Below are 19,683 nucleotides of genomic sequence, written 5' to 3' on the forward strand. Positions count from 1 at the left end.
GCTCCCTACTCAGGGAGCAGAACCACCGCCCGCTAACTAGCCAGGGAGCAGAACGGTCAGCGGCCCATGATCAACAGCGCGATCGATGAGGTGACCCCGGCGAGAAAGCCGATGAGAAGGCCCCACACGATCCAGCGCCAGACGTAGCGATACCGGAACTCCCAGAGAGTCCAGCCGAGGCCGCCGGCGACGATGAGCACTGCCGCGATGCCGAGGAACTTGAGGATGCCGCCGATGAGTTCGTAGATCCCGACGAGCACGAAGGCGCCGAAGAGCGCACACACCGAAGACACGATGATCCCGAGTGCCCAGGGCGTGGGCTCCGCGGTCCGATCGAACGGTTCGGGGGTGTTCACTCCCCCATCGTGCCCGACCGGACGCGTTCGTAAAACGCTACGGCCGCGGCAGTCGCGACGTTGAGCGAATCGGTTCCGCGACTCATCGGGATACGGGCCTTCACATCCGTCGCCGCCATCGCCGACGCGGTGAGACCCGGCCCCTCGGCGCCCACGAGGAACCCGACCTTTTCCGCGTCGACCGCCTCGGCGAGCGTCACGGCGTCGGGATCGGGGGTCATCGAGACGAGACGGAAGTCGCGTGAACGCAGTTCGTCCAGACCGCGCGGCCACTCGTCGAACTTCGCGAAGGGCACCAGCAGGGCGTGACCCATCGAAACCCGTACGCAACGCCGGTACAGCGGGTCAGCGCAGCCCTGACCGAACAGGACGGCGTCGACGCCGAGGCCGGCGGCATTGCGGAAGATCGAGCCGATGTTCTCGTGGTCGTTGACGCCTTCGAGGATCGCGACGGTGCGCGCGGTCTCTAGGATGTCGGGCACCGACAGCACCTCGGGCCGTCGCGCGACGGCGAGGACACCGCGGTTGAGGTGGAACCCGACGATCTCGGCCATCACCTCGGCCGAGGCGCGGAAGAACGGGACACCCGACAGCGACGGGTCGCGCAGATCGTCGTCGAGTTCCTCGAGGCGCTTGTCGACGCCGAGGAAGGCGTGGGCCGAGAATCGCGACGCGATCATGCGCTGCGCGACGAGCACACCCTCCGCGATCACCAGGCCGCGTCCCGGCCGACCGCCGGGCAGAACCGGGAGGTCGGGTCGGCGGTCCACCGAGTTGAGGTCTCGGAAGTCCTCGACCCTGGGATCCTGCGAGTCGTCGATGTCGATCACTTCCACTGCGAGCCCGGGCACCGCAACAGTGTGCCACCCGGCACCGCCGTGACCTCGATACGGTCCTCGGCTGACGCCTCGGACCTACTCGGCCGGCAGGTTGACACCGGAGTACAAGACCCAATGAGTGCCCGAGACGCGGCGATGTGAAAACGTTGAGGACGTGACCAACAGCGGCTCGACACCTCAGTCACGTCTGTCCCTCCAGCGCGCCACCGACGCCGACTGGGACGACATCATCACCACGGATGCCCGCGCATTCGCGATGCGCAATCCGCTGCCCGACGACGAGCGCGCCGACCTTCGCGGCAAGGTCGCCGACGACGACATCGTCCTGGTGCGCGACACCGGCCTGCCGTCGAAGCCCCTTGTCGGGGTGTCGATGTTCTACCGGATGTCGATGTCGCTGCCCGGCGCGGGTGTCGCCGACGCCGCCGGCCTGTCATGGGTCTCGGTGGCCTCGACGCATCGTCGTCGCGGAATCCTGCGCACTATGCTGACCGAACTCTTCGAGCAGTGGGAGGCCGAAAACTACACGTTCGCGATCCTCACCGCGAGCGAGGGAACCATCTACGAGCGCTTCGGATTCGGTCCGGCCTGCTTCTCTAACACCGTGTCGATCACGCCCGGCCAGGCCCCGCTCCGCGGCGACCAGCCGAAGGACGCGACCGTGCGGTTCGCGGACCCCGCCGAGATCGCCGCAGCCGTCCCCGATCTCCATGCGCGCTGGACCCTCACCACCCCCGGTGCGCTCACCCGCACCCCCGCCTGGTGGGCGCCCATCCTCGCCGACCGCCCGTCGGAACGCCCGCTGCCCGCGAGCGGACTGCACTACCTGCTGCACGACGACGGTTACGCCAGCTACCGCATCTACAAGAACGAGAACGGTGGCGTCCGCGGCGAGGTCAACGAGGTCTTCGCCGTCACCGACGACGCCCACACCGACCTGTGGCGGGTGCTGACCAGCCTCGACCTGATCCCGTCGCTCACCGCGACCATCCCGGTCGACGATCCGTTGCGGCACAAGCTCATCAACGCCCGGGCAGTGTCGATCACCGGCCTGCGTGACGAGATGTGGCTGCGCATCCTCGACATCCCGGCGGCACTGGGATCGCGGAAGTACGCCGCCGACCTCGACGTCGTCATCGAGGTCACCGACGAGTTCCGCGGTCGCGGAGGGGTGTTCACGGTGTCAGCGCGCGGTGGCGACGCCATCGTCGCCCCGGCGCCCGAGACCGCGACACCGACGGTGTCGATGGACACCTCGGTGCTGTCGAGCATCTACCTCGGCGGTACCCGACCGTCGGCATTTGCGGCGGCCGGCCGGCTCCGCGTTGACTCCCCGACAACGCTTCGAGCTCTGGACCAGGCCTTCACCACCGATCGAGCACCGTTCTCCGGCACCTTCTTCTAGCCCTTCGCAGGCTCCGGACTCCTCAGGAAGCGATCAGACCGCCCGGGGTCGAGGTATCTCGGTGTCGGGCTTGGTGAGGATCTTGTTGAAGATCCTCACGCCCTCCCGGAGGGCGTCCCGTTCGCCGGGCGTGAGTTCGCGCAGACGGTCGCTCAGCCAAGCCTCACGTGCCGCCAGCTCTTCCTTGATGACCTCGACGCCGGACGGCGACAGCGTCACGATCGCCTGTCGGCCGTCGGTCGGGTGCGGTTCACGTTTGATCATCCCGAGGTCGGACAGCGACGCGATCACCCGTGTCATGGACGGCGGGCGAACCCGCTCGGCCGCGGCGAGGGCGCCGGGTGTCATCGGGCCTTCGTGATGCAGCGTGTACAGCGCCGAAAGCTGCGTCAGCGAGACCAACTTGTTCTCGCGACGCCCTCTCAGACGGCGCGCGAGTCGTACCACGGCGAGGGACAAGTCCCCGGAGAGACTTCCGTCGTCACCATACGGCGAATGCATTGCCCCAGCGTAAGGCATGTAAATCGCCGCCGAACCTTAAGCAATGCAAATTGACCCGGCTGGATGACAAACCGGTCGCAATTTTTGACTACACGCGTTAGCCGATCAGGTCGGAGATCGGTCCCCGCGCGAAGTAGGCGGCGAAGACGGCGGCCACCAGCCACAGGAGGGGGTGGACGGTGCGTGCCTTGCCGCTCGCGGTCGCCATGACGACCCAGCTGATGAAGCCCACGCCGATGCCGTTGGCGATCGAGTAGGTGAACGGCATCGTCACGAGCGTGAGGAAGGCAGGCAGTGCGTAGTCCATGCGGGAGAAGTCGACGTCGCGCAGCTGGCCGATCATCATCGCACCGACCACGACCAGTGCGGGCGCGACCGCCTCGAGCGGGATCACCTCGTACAGCGGGGTCAGGAACATCGCGGCAAGGAACAGGACACCGGTGACGACATTGGCGAGACCGGTGCGCGCGCCCTCGGCGATACCGGAGGCCGATTCGACGAAGACCGTGTTCGACGACGAGGAGGCGACGCCACCGGCGATCGCACCGCTGCCCTCGACGACCAGCGCGCGGCCGATGCCCGGCAGGTTGCCCTTCTCGTCCGTCAGGCCGGCTTCCTTGCCGAGGCCGGTCATCGTGCCCATGGCATCGAAGAAGTTGGAGAGGACGAGCGCGAAGACGAACACCGACGCGGCGAGGACACCGATGCGGGTGAACGCACCGAAGAGGTCGACGTCGCCGACGAGGCTCAGGTCGGGCAGTCCGCCGAGCGCCTTGGGGATGTCGGGGACGGACAGGCCCCAGCCCGACGGATTGTCCATGCTCGAGCCGTAGTCGAAGATCTGCTCCAGCACGATCGACAGGACGGCGGTAATGACGATGCCGATCAGCAGGCCGCCGGGCACCCTGCGGACGACGAGCACGCCCATGATCAGAACGCCGAGCGCGAAGATGAGGGTCGGGACGGTCGCGATCGAATTGTCGACGCCGAGCTGCACCGGCACGGTGGTGCCCGCGGCGTCGGGGATGCGCTTGACGAACCCGGCGTCGACGAAGCCCACGAAGGCGATGAAGGCGCCGATGCCCGCGGCTATCGCCGCCTTGAGTTCCGCCGGCACCGCGTTGAACACCGCCGTGCGGAAACCGGTCACGGCGAGCAGCACGATGATGATGCCGTCGACGACGACGAGACCCATCGCCTCCGGCCAGGTGACCTCAGGGGCGATCGTCGCCGCGAGGAGGCTGTTGATGCCGAGACCCGCGGCGATGGCGAACGGATAGTTGGCGACCAGGCCGAACAGGATCGACATGACGCCCGCCACGAGGGCGGTCACCGCCGCGACCTGTGCCAGCGGGAGCACGTTGCCCAAGACGTCGGCGTTCTTGTCGCCGCCGGGGATGCCGCCGATGATGATCGGGTTCAGCACCACGATGTAAGCCATCGTGAAGAAGCTGACGAGACCGCCGCGGAGCTCGCGGTTGACCGTCGAGCCGCGCTCGGAGATCTTGAAGAAGCGGTCGATCGCGCCGTTCGGCGTCGCCGTCCTCGCTCCCCGAGTGGTCGAGGGTCCGGTGTCCTCGGGTGGCGCTTCGGCAGCACCCGTGTCGGCCGCGTCGGTCGTCTTCGAGGACGAGTTGTCAGCGGGGTCGTCGGCGGGTGTCAGATCGCGGGACTCACTCGGGACATCTTTTGGCACCTGTCGAAAGCTACTCTTTGTCTCATGCCGGATACAGTCGACGTCCCCGAACTGCCCCGCGCGCTGCGTGCGCCCGAGCCGGTGATCGTGGTCGGGATGGTCGCCTGGCTGGTCGCGACGGTGGTCGTCGCGATCACCGATCTCGGCGGCGGCAACGCCCTGACGATCTGTCTGGTGGGGCTGGGCGTCGGGCTGCTCGGCACCACGATCGTGCTGGTCCAGCGGGCGGGAGTCCGCCGCGGGGCCCGCGGCGCGCAGGAGGGCCTGGACTAGAACGGGCCGGCGAACACGTCACTCCGCCGAGAAGAGAATCCACCCGACGTGTTCGCGTCCCCACGCGGCCACCTCGTCGCGGGTCGTGAACGGACGTGTCTCGAGCGTGGTCAGCAGCAGCGAATGTGTGATGCGAACCATGACCTCGGCGACCCGCCGCGCCTCGTCGTCACCCATCGGGGCGTCGGTCATCAGACCAGCCACCCGGGCGGCCAGATAGTCGATGGCACGATCGAAGACCGGCGCCGACGACACCGTCAGCACCCGCAGCGTCGTCGCCGGGTCGGCGGCGTACTCGCGGGCCAGTAGCGGGTGGTCGTAGAACGACCAGAAGATCGCCGCGAACCCCTCGATGAGCCGCTCCTGCGGATCGCCTGTTCCCGCGAGCTCCCGGTCGACGTGCGCGAACAGCTGGTCGGCCTCACGCGAGAGCAGGTCGGAGAACAGATCCTCCTTGTGCGGCCAGCGGCGGTAGACGGTCATGTGGGACACGCCGGCCAGCGCGGCGATCGCCTCGATCGAGGTCCGCTTGAGCCCCTTCGCGAGCAACGACGACATCGCCGCGTCGAGGATCTTCTGCCCCGTCCGCTCGGCCCGGGACGCACTCGGCGTCTTCACACCGCCATCATTGCAATGTTAGCGTTCGGCCGAACTACTAACATCCGAGTTTCATGACCGTCACCGAGAACCCGGACGCGTCCATCGCCGACACTCCGACGCCCACCGTCGACCTCGCCGACCTGCCTCCCGCCGTCGAGCAGTTCCGGTGGCATCTGGGCAGCGTCCTGTTCGGCTTCTTCGGCGCCTCGTTCTTCGACCAGGTGGCGCTGGTCCCGGTGGCGGCGGCCGTCGACCGCACCGGCCGCTTCGCCGAGAACTTCGTCGACCGTGGACTCCGCAGCTTCAGCGCCGAGCAGCTCGTGCTCTGGGGCGACGAGCGGACCCGCCACACGTTCGCCGATCGGTTGAAGTTCCTGCACCGTGAGGTCCGCGGCACCGGACGCGACGACTTCGCCGAAACCCGGTACAGCGCACTCGATCCCACGCTGTGGAACTGGATCGCGATGAGCGCGATCATGGGCTACCTCAACACGTTCACCGCGTGTACCGGCATCGAGCTCTCGCCGGAGGAGAAGGAACTCGCGTACGCGGTCGCCCTCGAACGGCTGGGCATCCTCTCGCTGCCGGGGAAATCGGCCCAGCTCCCGCCCACGCCGGCCGATGCGCGCCGCTGGTACGACAGCGTGGTCGACGAACGTCTGCAGCCCAATCCGTTCCTCGACGCCGTCACCGAGCAACTGACCCGTCTTCCCCTCCCGACGATCGGCCTGCCGCCACTTGTGCGCATCGCCCTCATGCCGCCCTGGCTGATCATCCGCCCGCTGGCCGGCCACGTCGTCAAGGTCTGCTCGTTCAGCGTCATGCATCCCGGCGTCCGGGAGCTGACGTCGGTTCGCCTCGGGCGACGTGAGCAGTGGGAGTTCCGGATCTACCAGCGTCTGCTGCAGACCGCGTGGCGCCGGCTCCCCCGCCGAATCGTGCTCACGCCCATGGCGTATCACGGGTACCGCCGCGAACGGCTGGCACAGACGTACCACTCGATCCAGTTGGAGTCGTTCGCACCGGAGTGCCCGGTGTGAGGCCCGGCGGCCCGCTGGAGTCGCATCACACTTCGCTTCACCGACCCATGTAGCGACTGTTACCTGGCTCGCACCGTGTCCGGTGCGCCCCATCCCGCCGCCTTCCCGTCCACGTGGGCGACCTCGCTTTCCCACGGCACCCGATACTCACCCGCGACCAGGTCGCGCATGAAGGTGTACGGGCAGTCCGATGCGCCGCCGGCGACGGCGGTGTAGCCGCGATGGCCCAGTTGGTAGATGTTGTTCTCCACCCCCCAGGTTCGACGAGCGTCGTCCGCCCGGGAAGGCACCACCTCTGCGGTGACGACCCGGTCCGGAGTTCCGTCGCCGGAGACGAGGACCGTCCCGTCCACATCGCAGACCATCGCCTCTCCTTGTGACCAGATGTTGTTCTGGTCAGGGCCCGCGAGCGCAACCGAAGCGGTGTACGCGAGGTTATGAAAGGCGTTGGTCTGGTTGGTGATTCGCCATGATTGCTGGATCGGATACGTGTATCCGGCCGTCCGCAGGATCACGTTGGCGCCCTTGTACGCGGCCTCTCGCGCCATCTCCGGGAACATCCCGTCATGGCAGATGATCAGCGCGAGCCGCGAGCCGGACGGACCGTCGCAGACCGGGATGCCGAGGTCGCCCGGAGCCCACGGTTCGGCAGGCACCCAGGGATGCATCTTGCGGTAGTAGAGACGCTCGCAACCCTGGTCGTCGATGATGATCCCGGAATTCCACGGTGCCCCTGCAGGGTTGCGCTCCATGATCGAGAAGCAACCCCAGACCCCGGCTTCACGACAGGCGTCCGCCAGCAGCGACATCTCCGGACCGTCCCGGTCGCACAACAGGGTGTCGTCGAGCCATGTGTCAGGATCGAGACCGTTGATGCTGTACTCCGGCATCACGACGAGATCGATCGAGGGCATGCCCTTCTTTGCATTGCGGACCATACCGGCCAGGCGTTCGGCGGTCTCCTTCAGATCGCCCGGCTCACGGATCGTCGGGACACGCGCTTGCACGAGCCCGAGGACGAGTGCACCCGGTGACGGATTCAGCCCGTCGAGTCCGCTCATGATGTGACCTCATTCGCCGCCGCGGGGGCCGGGTCGGGCCACCGGTGCGCCCAAGGGCGCGCTGCCTCGAAGGCAGCAGCAGCACGCAGGGTCGTTCCGTCGTCGAGGTGCGGTCCGACGATCTGCATGCCGATCGGCAAGCCGTCGTCCGTGACTCCGGCCGGCACGGACACCGCCGGCTGTCCGGTCATGTTGAACATGCCGAGGAAGGCCATCCAACTTCCCGCGCTGACCATCTGACCGTCGATGACTTCGGGCCCCTGCATGCCGATCGGGAAGGCAGGCACCGAGAGGGTCGGAGTCACCAGCAAGTCGATGCCCCGCATGAGCTTCCACATCTGGTTGACGAGTCGTTTGCGCCCCATCTGCGCGGTGGTCAGCTCCTCGGCCGACCACGGACGGGTGAGGAGTTCGACGAGGTGAGGCGACATCTGACCGCCGTGGTCGGCGACCATCTGCCGCATCCCGGCGAGGTCGGAATCGGCCATGACCAGAGGCCAGAAGTGCGGTGTCGGGTCGTCGAGGGCCGGGTCGAGTTCTATGACTCGCGCCCCCAGGTCCGCGAAGACACCGACGGCGCGCCCCACGACGTCACGGACGCGGGGATCCACGGGGAACAGACCGAAGTCGGCGGTGTAGCCGATGGTCTTACCTTCGACAGCGGTGGCGACCGATTCCTCGGACACGCAGTCGAGCCAGTCGACATCACCTGCGGGCAGGGAGTGGCGATCACGCGCGTCCGGACCTGCGATGACCGACATCAGCAGCGCCGCGTCGGCGGTCGTCCGCGTGATCGGACCGATGTGTTCGAGTGTCTCCCAGCTCGATACCCCGGGGAATCGTTCGTCGCGGCAGCCGGGGTACAACGGGACGCGCCCCATGGAGGCTTTGAACCCGACGAGACCGCACAATGAGGCCGGGATACGGATGGAGCCGCCACCGTCGCTGCCGAGCGAGAGCGGCGCCATTCCGGTCGCGACTGCCACCGCCGATCCCGCCGACGAACCGCCGGGTGTCAGATCCGGGTTCCACGGATTGCGCGCGGCCGGCGAAACCGGATTGTGTCCGACTCCGCTGTAACCGAATTCGGGAACAGTAGTCTTGCCCAGGATGATCGCCCCGGCGGCCTTCACGCGTTCGACGACGATGTCGTCCTCGTCGGGCACCCAGTCCTGGTAGGCGATCGACCCGCTGCGGGTCACGACCCCCGCTGTCGCGATGAGGTCCTTCACCGCGATCGGCACGCCGGCAAGCGGCCCCGGGTCCTCGCCACGGTCGAAGGCCTCGTCGACGGCTGCAGCCCGGTCGAGAGCGGCCGCGTCCGTGCGTTCGACAAAGGCGTGGAGGTGGTCATCGAGCGCGTTCACGCGACCGAGCGCGGCTTCGGTTACCTCGACTGCAGTGACCGATCGCGAGCGGATGGCGGCGGCCAGGTCGGTGGCCGACATCCGGGTGAGGTCGGTGGCAAGCGTCATCGGGCAACCTCGATCTCGGTCGTGCCCTCACTCGGGGACGTGGCGCCCGAGCGGCCGATGCCGTTCGTCGGCATGAATTCGAGAATCATGTACACCCCTGCTGCACAGATCATTCCGACGACGGCCTCGCTGAGCTGCGGAGCCCAATGGTGTACGGCATAGGCGCATGCGGCGCCGATGATCCAGGCGACGAACGGTTGCGCGCGAAGTCCGGTCACTTCCCGTGCGGCCGCTCGGCGGGTGACCAACTGGTCGACGATCAGCACAGCACCGATCGACGGCACGAAGATGCCCAGGAGATTCAGCCACGTCGAGAAGTGGCTCCAGACACCGGCCAGGGCGATGACGAGTCCTATCGCGCCGAGGATGAGCGTGAGCACGCGCATCGTGGAACCGGTGAGCTGGCTCCAACCGACCGCGCCGTTGTACAGGCAGTGGGCACACACCGACCCGAGGTTGACGAAGACGAAGATCACTGCGAGCACGGTGAGGACCGCGCCGTGGTCGACGAGGATCGGCAGGAAGTCACCGCCGTCGGTCGCGGGATTGAGTGCACCGCCGGCGGCCACGATCAGTGCGCCGGTCGTCATCGCGATGAAGTTGGCGACGGGGAAGGCACTGAAAGTCGCGATCACTGCGGCCTTCCCGCTACGAGACCAGCGGGTGAAGTCTGCGGTCATCGTGCCGGAGTCGATGAAGGTGGCGACCACGATGGTGACCGCGGCCCCCAGCGAGAGCACGGTCGCGTCCGGCGCGCCGCCCTCGTAGGAGGTGATGGCCCCGAACCCGTGGTCGCGCGTCACCAGGACGATCGCCACGACGCCGAGCGCGATGAACAGCGGTGCCGCGATCATCCCGATCAGGGTCAGGGCACGGATGCCGACGAACGTGACACCGATGTAGAGCAACCCGGCCAGAAGGACGATCAACGTCTCGTTCCAGCCCAGCGAGACATTCAGGGTTGCGCCGGTGAGCCCGGTCTGGAAGGCGAACCAGCCGATCACGACGGTCGCGAGGAAAGCCGTCACGATCTTCGAGCCGTGGCGGCCGAAAGTCTCTGCGGCGCTGAGGGCGAAATTCTTGCCGGTTCGGCCCGCAAGGTATGAGAGCGCGCCGACGTAACCCAACAGGACTGCGTTACCGAGCAGGATCGCCAGCAACCCCTTCCAGAATCCCAGGCCGTAGGCGATGGTGCCGCCGAAGATCGCACCGGTGAGCACCATCGGGAACCCGAACCAGACGGCGGAGACCGACAGCGTGGAGCGACGGTGGGAAGCCGGGACCGGCACGTCCTCGAACTCGGATTCGAGATGGATGGCGTGGTCTGTACTGGTGGACGGTCCCTCGGACGGGCGCCCGGTATTTGTGGAAGCAGGAATTGTCATGAGGCTCTTTCTGAGTTGATCGTTGACGCCGCCACGGCCGGTTCGAGAGTTCTCGGGGTCTGCGCTGACCGGTCGGCCACGGGTGCGGGTGGGCGGTTGCTCGGTTGTGGTGATCGAAACGAGAAGCCCGCGTCGATGAGGGCGTTGCGTAGTTCGGAGAGGAGTAACGGGGCGTTCGGGGTGTCGCTGTGCACGCACACCGTTCGGCTGTCGGCTCCGTCGAGTGCGGACAGTTGCGCCAGGGTGCGGGCGATGACCTCCTGCGGTCCGCCGATGAGCTCGGCGGTTCGGTCATACATCTGTACTTCGTCGTCCAGGTAGGGGCGGTCCGCGAAGACCTCGACGACCGTTGACAAGTCGCTTTCGATGGCCGCGGCGTGTAGATGCGAACGAGGAAGGGCGTAGACCTTCAGCGTCGGGTCGAGGTCGGTGACCGCCGCACACACAGCGTGGGCGAGGTCACGATCGCGATTTGCCATCATGTACAGCGCGCCATGCAGTTTCACGTGCTGCATCGTGGCGCCCCGCACTCGGATGAAGGCGTCGAGCGCACCCACCTGGTACAGACAGAGGTCGTAGACCTCCTGAGGGGTGGTCGGAATCTCTCGACGACCGAAACCCAGCCGATCGGGCAGACCGACGTGCGCTCCCATCGCCACACCGTGGGTGAGAGCGAGGTCGACACTGCCTCGCATGACTGCCGGGTCACCCCCGTGCGCGCCGCAAGCGATGTTGGCCGAGGTGATCATCGGCATCATCTCGGAGTCGGACCCGTAGGAGTAGACACCGAAACTCTCGCCGAGGTCGCAGTTGAGATCGACGGTGGTCACGTCGTCATGCCTCCGCGACCGACGTCAGAGCAGCTGCGCGCCTGGGTGACTCGGCCAGCTCCCAGGCACGTGCGAAGCGTAGGAGGGCACGCTCGGAGAGCGGCCGCCCCAGGACCTCGAGGCCGACCGGCAGACCGTTGTCGGTGAACCCCACGGGAATACTCATGGCGGGCAGTGAGGTCTGCGAGGCGATGACAGTGTTTGTCGGGAAGTCGAGCGCGGTCCACCTCTTGGCCGCGAGCTCCTCTCGGGTCGGTGCCGGCACCTGGACCGTCGGGTAGACGAGGAAGTCGACGTCGGCCTCCGCCATCATGGCGATCAGTGTGCGCCGCCATTCCTCTTGGCGCGCCCGGCCCTTGAAGTAGTTCGGATCGTCTTCGGGGTCGTCCGGGCCGTCGGCGATGTCGGCGAGTAGGTCGGTGAGCTCGTGAAAATCCCCCGCATCGACGATCTCCCGGATTGTCGACGGCCCGCCGTGATCCCTCGCGGCGAGGAAGTTCTCGAGATCGCTCTTCGACTGGATCGTGTAGAGCGATGTCTCTGCCACCCATGCCGGCAGGTCACCGAGGACCAAGCCGTCGACCACGCCCGCGCCCCGGCGGCGCAGCGTGTCCAGGGCCGCACGCACCACTCCGTTTGTCCGCTCCTGATCGTCGCCGGAACCGAAGGCGTCGGAAAGAACACCGACTCGGAAGTGCTGAAGTGCGTCGACGTCGACGCCGCTGACGGCCTCGACGTAGTCACCCACGTCCGAACTGGTGGTCGCGATCGCGGTGTAGGCATCGGCCGGGTCATACCCGACGATCACGTCCAGAATGGCCGCCAGGTCGGCGACGTTGCGCGCCATGGGCCCTGGTGTGTCCTGGAAATGCAGCAACGGCGAGAAGCCGGTTCGTGGGACGAGTCCGGTGGTGACACGCAGGCCGAAGAGATTCGTGAACGAGGAGGGTAGGCGGATCGATCCTCCCGTGTCCTCCCCGATGCCGACCAAACAAAGGTTGGCGGTCACTGCGGCGGCAGTGCCCGCGCTTGATCCGCCCGTCTCCCGGTCCAGCGCATAGGGATTCTTCGTGTGCTGGGTGCGGGAGGAGAACGAGAACCAGCCCGCGGCGAAGTCGCACATCGCGGTCTTGCCGAGGATCACCGCGCCGGCCTTCCGCAGGCGATCGACCACGGTGGCGTCGACCTCGGGAATGTAATCCGCGAATGCCGTGGAACCGAAAGACGTGGGAATGCCTTTGGTCTCGCCCTGATCCTTGACCAGGACCGGCACGCCGTGCAGCGGGCCGACGAGGGTACCGGTTCGTGCATACCTCTCATCGATCCGACGGGCCTCCGCGATGGCTTCCGGATTGACGGTCACCACCGAGTTGAGCTGTGGCCCTGAGGGATTGTCCGCGTCGTCGAGCTCAGCGATGCGCTGGAGGTACCACGCGGTGACCTCCGCACTCGTGGTCTCGCCGGATTCGATCAGTCCGTGGAATGAACTGACAGAGAGCTCTTCATAGTTCACGTTCTTCTCCTGGTCCTCGTGGTCGGCACCCGTGTCCAGCGCGCGGATGATCGCTTCCGCGGTGTCGTGCAGGTGTTCTCTGGTGGCATCGAGCAGTGCGTCGAGGTCGCCCGCGAGCATGAGTTGCAACATGTGCGCATGCTGACGGTCGGCCTCGGTGAAGTCGTGCACAGCCGAGGCGTAAACCGCCATGTACGGCTGGATGCGGTCCCAGATGTTGTGGATGAGTTCGAGCAGATATCGACTGGTTCCGCACGCGTAGAACGTTTGGTGGAACTCGCGGTTGAGCTCGCGCCAGACGATGGGCCCGATACCGGGCTCCGCCATGCGATCAAGCACCGATCGCAGCGCGACCGCCGCCTCGGCGTCGAATGCGGGCAGTGCCCATTCGGTCGCCAGGCACTCCAGTCGCGATCTGATGGTGAACAGTTCCCGGATCTCGTCCGGGGACAACATCGTGATGGTGACCGCCCGTCGGTCGAACTCGACGAGCCCCTCGAAACCGAGGCGCTTCAGCGCTTCTCGGGTCGGCATGGTCGACACCCCGACGGACTCCGCGAGGGACCGAATGGAGACACGCGTTCCGGGTGCGATTCGGCCCTCGAGGATGTTGCGCCGGATCTGCTGATACACGCCCTCCGCGAGGGTGGGTGCCGCAGCAATACCCGTGCCCTGTGATATCACCTGCCGGGCTTCACTCTTTGTGATCACACGGAGATCGTGGCGGGCCGGGATGACGAAACTGTTGTTGTCGTGTTTCGGAAATGTGACGCCGCTTCGGCCTCACGCGCGTCCAGCATTGCGCTTTGCAATCGCGACTGCTTCACCCGCTGAGAGAGCACCGCCGCTGGGTCGGTGACCGGACAGCGGATCTCCGATGGGAGGCGGCCACTCAAGGCACCAGGGACTCGCTCCCGGTCCCGACGGGCTAGGTGGTCGTGCAGGCAGCACCGGTCCGGGGCACTGGGTTCATGCCGGGCGCAGCATTGGTTACGAGGCGCACGATCCGTCGTGGGACGCGATCACGGCGCTCCGTCTCAACCGCCGACGATCTCGTTCAACCGCTTTCCGATGATCCCCACCGCGAAGCCCAACCGCTCGAAGTCCTTGTTGGTGGTCTGCCCGTGGTAGAAGCGGTAGTAGATCTGCTGGGCGATGACCACGGCCCGGAAGAGCCCGAAGGCCTCGTACCAGCGCCACTTCTCGGGTGACATCTCGAAACCCATTTTCTCGCAGTACCGTTCGACGAACTCGGCGCGGGTGATCATCCCGGGCATGTTCGTCGGGACGCGGCGCATGAGTTGCAGTTCGTCGGTGTCGTCGGCCTGGATCCAGTACGCCATCGAGCCGGCGAGGTCCATCAAGGGGTCGCCGAGAGTGGCCATCTCCCAGTCGAGGATGCCGATGACCTTGGTCGGGTCATCCTTGTCCAGCACCACGTTGTCGAGCTTGAAATCGTTGTGGATGATGCAGTTCGCGACGTCGTCGGGCTGGTTCTCGGCCAGCCAGGCCATCGCCTCCTCGAAGTCGGGGACGTCGTCGGTGTGCGCATTGCGGAATCGGGTGGTCCAGCCGTCGACCTGCCTGCGGACGTAACCGAGTCCCTTGCCGAGGTCGCCGAGCCCGGTCTTCGACGGGTCGACCGAATGCACCTCTACCAGGGTGTCGATGAAGTTCAAGCAGAGCTGCCGTGCCTGGTCGGCGTCGAGCGGGACGTCGGCCGGCCACTCCTTTCGCGGGATGACGCCGTCGATGCGGCCCATCACGTAGAAGTCGGCACCGAGGACCGAGTCGTCGTCGCAGAAGGCGATCATCGGTGCGATGTAGCGGATCACCCCGGCGAGCTCGGACTGGATGCGGTACTCGCGGCGCATGTCGTGCGCCCCGCGGGCCTTGGTGCCGCGCGGTGCCCGACGCAGGATCAGATCCCGGGTCGGATACCGCAGCAGGAAGGTGAGATTGGAAGCGCCACCGGCGAATTGCCGGACCTCGGGCACCGCGTCGAGTCCCTCGACGTCGGGCGCCGCGGTCCGCAGCCACGATGCCACCGCCTCGACGTCGAACGCGTCCTCTTCCCGGACCTCGCGTGCCTCGGTCACCTGGTCAGCCATTGGAGGAGTTCACCCTTCTCGTTCGTGGATGTGTGGACGGACCGCGGTCAGCGGTACTTGCCGAGTTCCAGACGCGCAACGACGTTGCGGTGCACCTCATCCGGGCCGTCGGCCAGGCGGAGCGAGCGAGCCCCGACCCACGCTTGCGCGAGCGGGAAGTCGTCGGTCATGCCGGCGCCGCCGTGCAGCTGGATCGCCATGTCGATGACCGAGAGGGCCATGTTGGGCACCTCGACCTTGATCTCGCTGACCGCCGACAACGCCTCCCGCGACATGCCCTGGTCGAGCAGCCACGCGGCGTGGTGGACCAGCAGCCGTGAGCGGTTGATCGCGATGCGGGCGTCGGCGATGCGTTCGCTGTTGCCACCGAGCCGGGCCAGTTGTTTGCCGAACGCCTCCCGCGTGAGTGCGCGCTTCACACCGAGTTCCAGCGCACGCTCGGCCAGGCCGATGGCGCGCATGCAGTGATGGACGCGCCCCGGGCCGAGTCGGCCCTGGGCGATCTCGAAGGCGCGGCCGGGACCGAGGAGGATGTTCGACGCCGGGACCCGCACGTCGGTGAACGACACCTCGCCGTGGCCGAACGGTTCGTCGAAATACCCCATGGTGGTGAGCATCCGGTCGACCTTGACGCCGGGGGTGTCGATCGGGATGAGCACCATGGTGTGCCGCGACTTGCGGTCCGCCTCGGCGTCGGTGACACCCATGAAGATCAGGACCTTGCAGTCGGGATGCCCGACGCCGGTGGAGAACCACTTGGTGCCGTTGATGACGACGTCGTCGCCGTCGAGGACGGCGGTCGCCGCCATGTTGGTGGCGTCCGACGACGCGACGCCCGGTTCGGTCATGCAGAAGGCGCTGCGGATGTCGGCGCGCAGCAACGGCTCCAGCCAGCGCTCGCGCTGCTCCTCGGAGCCGTAGCGCAGCAGGACCTCCATGTTGCCGGTGTCGGGGGCGTTGCAGTTGAAGATGACCGGCGACAGGGCCGACGATCCCATCGCCTCGGCGATCGGGGCGTAGTCGACGTTGGACAGGCCCTCTCCCCCGTCGGTGCCGAAGTCCGCGGCGTAGCCGCCGGCATGCGCGGCCGGCAGGAAGAGGTTCCACAAGCCCTCGGACCGGGCTTTCGCCTGCAGTTCGGCGATGATCGGCGACGGCGTCCAGGGGTTGCCGTCCCCGTCGCGTCGCTCCTTGATGTCCCGGTGGATCTCGGGTTCGACGGGTTCGATCTCGTTGGCGACGAACGCCCGCACGCGCTCGGTGAGCTCTGCGGATCGCGGTGACGGAGAGAAATCCATTCCCCGACCGTATCGTGGAGGCCTCTAATCGGGGGCTAGTTCCAGTACAGCGTCGACCCCTCGGGGCCGGCCGTGGTGCTCACCAGTTTGGCGAAGCAGTGGTCGGGGTCGAATCCCTGCGTTCGGCACCAGTTGTTCGCCTCGACCGGACCCGGGAATGTCGCCGCCGCAACCGTCACCCACCAGCCCTGATAGGAGAACACCGGCCACTCGTCGCTCCACAGCAGGCGAACATCGTTGAACCGCAGCCGAAGTGCCAGGAACTCGTCGAGGATGGCCTGGTCGGTCCAGGTACGACCGTCGGCGACGAGACCTGCGTGCTTGGAACTGAGCTGCGCGACCCACCGGTTGTTCAGGTTCGCCAGGATGAATGCGCGATCGGCGTCGGCCTGCAGGCGTAACGCGCTGACGCTGGCGGCGGTGACATCCGCGCCGGCCGGGAAGACCGTGTCCGTGGCCTCCGATGACGCCGACGACCTGCCCGACGCCGGTGCGGACACCGCCGGGGCGCGCTCCGGCGTCGAACCCCGGTCACACTCGACGAGGTACTGCCCGCCAGCCGCATTCGCGCCGTTCAAGGTGTCGGGCAGTCGGAAGAAACTACCCGGCGGATAGGTCAGTTCCAGGTTGAGTGCAGCTCCGCCGTCGGGTGCCGGGACGGCGAGCGGGGATCGCTGGAAATCGAAGCCGCCCGACGCGACGAGACCACCGCCGTCGGAGATGGTGATGCGGGTCTGCGGACCGAACAGGACGTCCCCGTCGGGGCATTTCGCGGTGACCTTCATCGTGACGACGAGACCGCCTGCGGCGGTCCGGAACGACTGCGGCGTGAAGACCGGCGGCGAACCGCACGGGGTCACGTACTGCGTTCCCCCACCGCCGGATCCGCTGCTACCGGCCCGGGTGGTGCCGGGCACGATCGCCCGCGGCCCGGTCGGGGCGAACCCGGTGATGGTGGTCGAGGTAAGGGTCACCAAGCGGTCGCCGAGGGCGAAGGTGAGTGCCGGGCCGGGTTCGTCGCCGGTGCGGGAATTGCCGATCACGTTCGGCGGCAGCGACCAGGCCGGCGATCCGCTGTACAGGTCCAGTGCGGCGATCCCGCCGTCGGGCGTCGGGGTGATCAGCCGTTCCCCGTCGGTGACGGCATGGCCGCTGACGGCGCTGTTCCGGCCGGCGGGCGCACGCCACAACAGCCCCCCGGTCTCGGTGTCGAGGGCGAGGTACTCGCTGTCGGACCGGTCGAAGACGATCACCTCGCGGTCGTCGGCGAGGACCACCCGCGACCCGAAGACATCGACCTCCGGTATTGCCGCAGTCCACGACGAGGTCCCGTTCCGGACGTCGGTGGACCGGCCGTCGACGAGCATGCGATTCCGTTGGCCGGACGTCGCGAGCTCCGGGACGATCGCGTTCTCCCCGGCGAAGTCGGTTGTCGTACCGTCGGGCCGCAGCACCACGAGCCTGCGGTTCGTCACCGCCGTGCCGTCGGAGTCGCCGGTCTCGAGGACGAGGGTCCCGTCGTCGAACCGGCCGATCTCGCTGCTACCTGCCTTCGCGACGAGGCGGTCGCCGTTGTCGGCCGAGACGCCGACGACCCGCAGCCCGGAGGTCACGACAGCGGTCTCGGTTGCGGTGAATGCCGACGCGTCACCGCTGCCCGGTGCCGTCGCAGGGAGGTTGTCGATCGGCCGTGACCACTGCGGACCGTCCCGGGTGATCTTGTGGAACACAACCGAATCTGCTGCCGGCACGTACTCGACGACGAAAGCCGCGTCCCCGTTGTAGGCGACACTGCCGGTATTGGGTGGCGCCGGTACGGTCGCGAGTGCGGCGCCGGACCGGACGTCGATGAAATGCAGTGTGTCGGCGTCGCGGCAGACGATCGAGTGGTCGACGATCGTGTCCGCACAGGTGGACACGGGCTCGCCGAAGCGCCAGCGTTCGCCGGTGCGTGCGTCGACGCCCACGGCCCAGTGCGAACTGCCGACACTGGTGTACGGATCGCCGACGATCGTCACGAGCGTCTCGCCGTCGGTGAGCGCGCCGACCGTGCCGTAGCGCCCCTCGGACGGGACGACCGAGTTGAACTTCTGCCCGCCCATCGACTCCGCAGTGATCGACCAGTCCGCGCCGGGCGCAATGGGTACGACGCGGCGAGCTGACCGTCGAGGAGAGCAGGGTCGTCGGACGCCGACAGCCTCCACCAGACGACGCCGCCGACGACCAGCGCGACCACACAGACCAGCGCGACCCCGATGACCAGATACGCCTTGGTGTTCCGCCGCGGCGGCGGACCGGCCATCGGGTACCCCGGTGGCGCCATGCGGGGAGGGCCCATTCCCGGCGGGCCCGTCGGCGCGTTGGGATACAGGCCCGGGTACGGGTGCTGCGCTGGCGACGGGACGGATCCGGAGAATGACCGGGGCACCACAGTCGGACGCGCGGGTTGGATCGTCGTCGGCGACTCGTCGGGACCGGGCGCGCCGGAACCACCATCGACTGGCGGCCCCGGATACGACATCAACCCAGTCAAGCCCAGTTCACGATCGCGAGACTATCCTTCGCGCAGACGAATCCTGCCGATCAACCCATGTCTGCTGCCGGAATGTCTGCACGCCTCCGCGTTTCGTAGCGCACCAATACCCACGTGCAGAGCGCGACCCACAGCACACCGAAGATCCAGCCGGACACCACATCCGTCGTCCAGTGCACCGCGAGCTGAATGCGGGTGAGCCCCACCAGGATCGACATCAGGGGTGCGAGCAGCAGAATCCATCGGTGGTCGCGCACCCACGCGAAGCAGCGGTAGGCGACGACCGCGAACAGACCGAAGACGACCATCGTCATCATCGCGTGTCCCGACGGGTACGAGAACGAGTCGATGTTCAGCAGCCGGTCCTCGATGGGCGGGCGGTTACGCGCGAACCCGAACTTGAGGCTCTGCATCAGCACGTATCCCAGGATCGTGCCGAGGGCGACGTACACGGCGTCGACGCGGCGGCCGGCGTAGGCCAGGCCAACCACGGCCAGGACGGTCAGGGCGGTGACCACCAGGGTGTTGCCGAAGGTGGTGACCACCTGGGCGACCGTGATCCACGGCTCGGACCGATTCTGGACGACCCAATCCCACACGTTCTCGTCGAGCGTCGTCGGCGAAATGAACATCCGTTGCCGGCCTTTCTCCACCGCGGTCGCGCCGTCCGCCGCCACCGGTCCCACTTGTCAGCCACCCTATCGGGGCCTCCACAGCCATTTGTCCGACCGACACCGGACCCGCGGTGACCTGCAGCAATCCGATTC

17 protein-coding genes are annotated in these 19,683 nt (G+C 67.1%); 3 read left to right on the forward strand and 14 right to left on the reverse strand.

The features are described from left to right. Positions 1–56: 56 nt before the first annotated feature. Positions 57–356 carry a DUF2537 domain-containing protein gene (locus M1L58_RS16025; RefSeq protein ID WP_006868357.1) on the reverse strand — a complete coding sequence of 100 codons (300 nt, stop codon included), beginning with the start codon at positions 354–356 and terminating at the stop codon, positions 57–59. After that, the gene (locus tag M1L58_RS16030) at positions 353–1,207 is read right to left on the reverse strand and encodes a TrmH family RNA methyltransferase (protein ID WP_248659652.1); all 855 of its coding nucleotides are present in this window, start codon (positions 1,205–1,207) and stop codon (positions 353–355) included. The genes M1L58_RS16025 and M1L58_RS16030 overlap by 4 nt, the downstream gene beginning before the upstream one ends. Positions 1,208–1,349: 142 nt before the next feature. On the opposite strand from M1L58_RS16030, the gene M1L58_RS16035 reads away from it, so the two are divergent. Continuing rightward, on the forward strand, positions 1,350–2,600 hold the full coding sequence (locus M1L58_RS16035; RefSeq protein ID WP_154884676.1) for a GNAT family N-acetyltransferase: 1,251 nt from the start codon (positions 1,350–1,352) through the stop codon (positions 2,598–2,600). A gap of 33 nt (positions 2,601–2,633) precedes the next feature. Here M1L58_RS16035 and M1L58_RS16040 read toward each other — a convergent pair whose 3' ends face one another. Both M1L58_RS16040 and M1L58_RS16045 read right to left on the reverse strand, forming a co-directional pair. After that, entirely contained in the window at positions 2,634–3,101 is a 468-nt protein-coding gene (locus tag M1L58_RS16040) for a MarR family winged helix-turn-helix transcriptional regulator (RefSeq protein ID WP_006868354.1), read from the reverse strand. A 97-nt stretch (positions 3,102–3,198) separates the two neighbouring features. Then, entirely contained in the window at positions 3,199–4,797 is a 1,599-nt protein-coding gene (locus M1L58_RS16045) for an NCS2 family permease (protein ID WP_006868353.1), read from the reverse strand. A gap of 24 nt (positions 4,798–4,821) precedes the next feature. On the opposite strand from M1L58_RS16045, the gene M1L58_RS16050 reads away from it, so the two are divergent. Continuing rightward, positions 4,822–5,070 carry a DUF2530 domain-containing protein gene (locus tag M1L58_RS16050; protein ID WP_006868352.1) on the forward strand — a complete coding sequence of 83 codons (249 nt, stop codon included), beginning with the start codon at positions 4,822–4,824 and terminating at the stop codon, positions 5,068–5,070. Between the two features lie 18 nt (positions 5,071–5,088). Here M1L58_RS16050 and M1L58_RS16055 read toward each other — a convergent pair whose 3' ends face one another. After that, positions 5,089–5,688 carry a TetR/AcrR family transcriptional regulator gene (locus M1L58_RS16055; RefSeq protein ID WP_248659653.1) on the reverse strand — a complete coding sequence of 200 codons (600 nt, stop codon included), beginning with the start codon at positions 5,686–5,688 and terminating at the stop codon, positions 5,089–5,091. A 53-nt stretch (positions 5,689–5,741) separates the two neighbouring features. Here M1L58_RS16055 and M1L58_RS16060 point away from each other — a divergent pair, with 53 nt between their 5' ends. Then, the gene (locus tag M1L58_RS16060) at positions 5,742–6,710 is read left to right on the forward strand and encodes an oxygenase MpaB family protein (RefSeq protein ID WP_248659654.1); all 969 of its coding nucleotides are present in this window, start codon (positions 5,742–5,744) and stop codon (positions 6,708–6,710) included. Between the two features lie 59 nt (positions 6,711–6,769). Here the strand turns inward: M1L58_RS16060 and M1L58_RS16065 are convergent, their stop codons facing one another. The 9 genes from M1L58_RS16065 to M1L58_RS16105 form a co-directional block, all read right to left on the reverse strand. Continuing rightward, positions 6,770–7,771 carry a formamidase gene (locus tag M1L58_RS16065; RefSeq protein WP_006360666.1) on the reverse strand — a complete coding sequence of 334 codons (1,002 nt, stop codon included), beginning with the start codon at positions 7,769–7,771 and terminating at the stop codon, positions 6,770–6,772. Further along, a complete protein-coding gene (locus M1L58_RS16070; protein ID WP_248659655.1) occupies positions 7,768–9,246 on the reverse strand; it encodes an amidase in 1,479 nt (492 codons plus the stop codon). The genes M1L58_RS16065 and M1L58_RS16070 overlap by 4 nt, the downstream gene beginning before the upstream one ends. Then, positions 9,243–10,631 carry a cytosine permease gene (locus tag M1L58_RS16075; protein ID WP_164905336.1) on the reverse strand — a complete coding sequence of 463 codons (1,389 nt, stop codon included), beginning with the start codon at positions 10,629–10,631 and terminating at the stop codon, positions 9,243–9,245. Before M1L58_RS16075 ends, M1L58_RS16070 begins: the two co-directional genes overlap by 4 nt. Next, positions 10,628–11,461: a 5-oxoprolinase subunit PxpA gene (locus M1L58_RS16080; RefSeq protein ID WP_006360662.1), complete on the reverse strand. Its 834-nt coding sequence runs from the start codon at positions 11,459–11,461 to the stop codon at positions 10,628–10,630. The genes M1L58_RS16075 and M1L58_RS16080 overlap by 4 nt, the downstream gene beginning before the upstream one ends. Positions 11,462–11,465: 4 nt before the next feature. Further along, complete coding sequence (locus M1L58_RS16085) at positions 11,466–13,685, reverse strand: amidase family protein (protein WP_244216550.1); 2,220 nt, start codon at positions 13,683–13,685, stop codon at positions 11,466–11,468. Between the two features lie 326 nt (positions 13,686–14,011). Then, the gene (locus tag M1L58_RS16090) at positions 14,012–15,085 is read right to left on the reverse strand and encodes a phosphotransferase family protein (protein ID WP_248659656.1); all 1,074 of its coding nucleotides are present in this window, start codon (positions 15,083–15,085) and stop codon (positions 14,012–14,014) included. A gap of 47 nt (positions 15,086–15,132) precedes the next feature. Continuing rightward, positions 15,133–16,383 (reverse strand): acyl-CoA dehydrogenase family protein, encoded by a 1,251-nt coding sequence (locus M1L58_RS16095; RefSeq protein ID WP_248659657.1) that lies wholly within the window; start codon positions 16,381–16,383, stop codon positions 15,133–15,135. Between the two features lie 35 nt (positions 16,384–16,418). Then, positions 16,419–18,485, reverse strand: coding sequence for an outer membrane protein assembly factor BamB family protein (locus M1L58_RS16100; RefSeq protein WP_308221822.1), 2,067 nt, complete (start codon positions 18,483–18,485; stop codon positions 16,419–16,421). 481 nt (positions 18,486–18,966) lie between these two features. After that, positions 18,967–19,548, reverse strand: a complete 582-nt coding sequence (locus tag M1L58_RS16105) for a phosphatase PAP2 family protein (RefSeq protein WP_040536947.1) — start codon at positions 19,546–19,548, stop codon at positions 18,967–18,969. Positions 19,549–19,683 lie beyond the last annotated feature (135 nt).

The sequence above is a fragment of the Gordonia sp. C13 genome, from assembly GCF_023218005.1.
In the GTDB taxonomy this organism is placed as follows: Bacteria; Actinomycetota; Actinomycetes; order Mycobacteriales; family Mycobacteriaceae; genus Gordonia; species Gordonia namibiensis.

Excerpts from the sequence above, each read along its gene's own strand:
- M1L58_RS16040 (WP_006868354.1), bottom strand. The coding sequence starts at position 3,101 with ATGCATTCGCCGTATGGTGACGACGGAAGTCTCTCCGGGGACTTGTCC.
- M1L58_RS16050 (WP_006868352.1), top strand. The coding sequence starts at position 4,822 with ATGCCGGATACAGTCGACGTCCCCGAACTGCCCCGCGCGCTGCGTGCG.
- M1L58_RS16060 (WP_248659654.1), top strand. The coding sequence starts at position 5,742 with ATGACCGTCACCGAGAACCCGGACGCGTCCATCGCCGACACTCCGACG.
- M1L58_RS16065 (WP_006360666.1), bottom strand. The coding sequence starts at position 7,771 with ATGAGCGGACTCGACGGGCTGAATCCGTCACCGGGTGCACTCGTCCTC.
- M1L58_RS16070 (WP_248659655.1), bottom strand. The coding sequence starts at position 9,246 with ATGACGCTTGCCACCGACCTCACCCGGATGTCGGCCACCGACCTGGCC.
- M1L58_RS16075 (WP_164905336.1), bottom strand. The coding sequence starts at position 10,631 with ATGACAATTCCTGCTTCCACAAATACCGGGCGCCCGTCCGAGGGACCG.
- M1L58_RS16090 (WP_248659656.1), bottom strand. The coding sequence starts at position 15,085 with ATGGCTGACCAGGTGACCGAGGCACGCGAGGTCCGGGAAGAGGACGCG.
- M1L58_RS16095 (WP_248659657.1), bottom strand. The coding sequence starts at position 16,383 with ATGGATTTCTCTCCGTCACCGCGATCCGCAGAGCTCACCGAGCGCGTG.
- M1L58_RS16100 (WP_308221822.1), bottom strand. The coding sequence starts at position 18,485 with ATGGGCGGGCAGAAGTTCAACTCGGTCGTCCCGTCCGAGGGGCGCTAC.
- M1L58_RS16105 (WP_040536947.1), bottom strand. The coding sequence starts at position 19,548 with ATGTTCATTTCGCCGACGACGCTCGACGAGAACGTGTGGGATTGGGTC.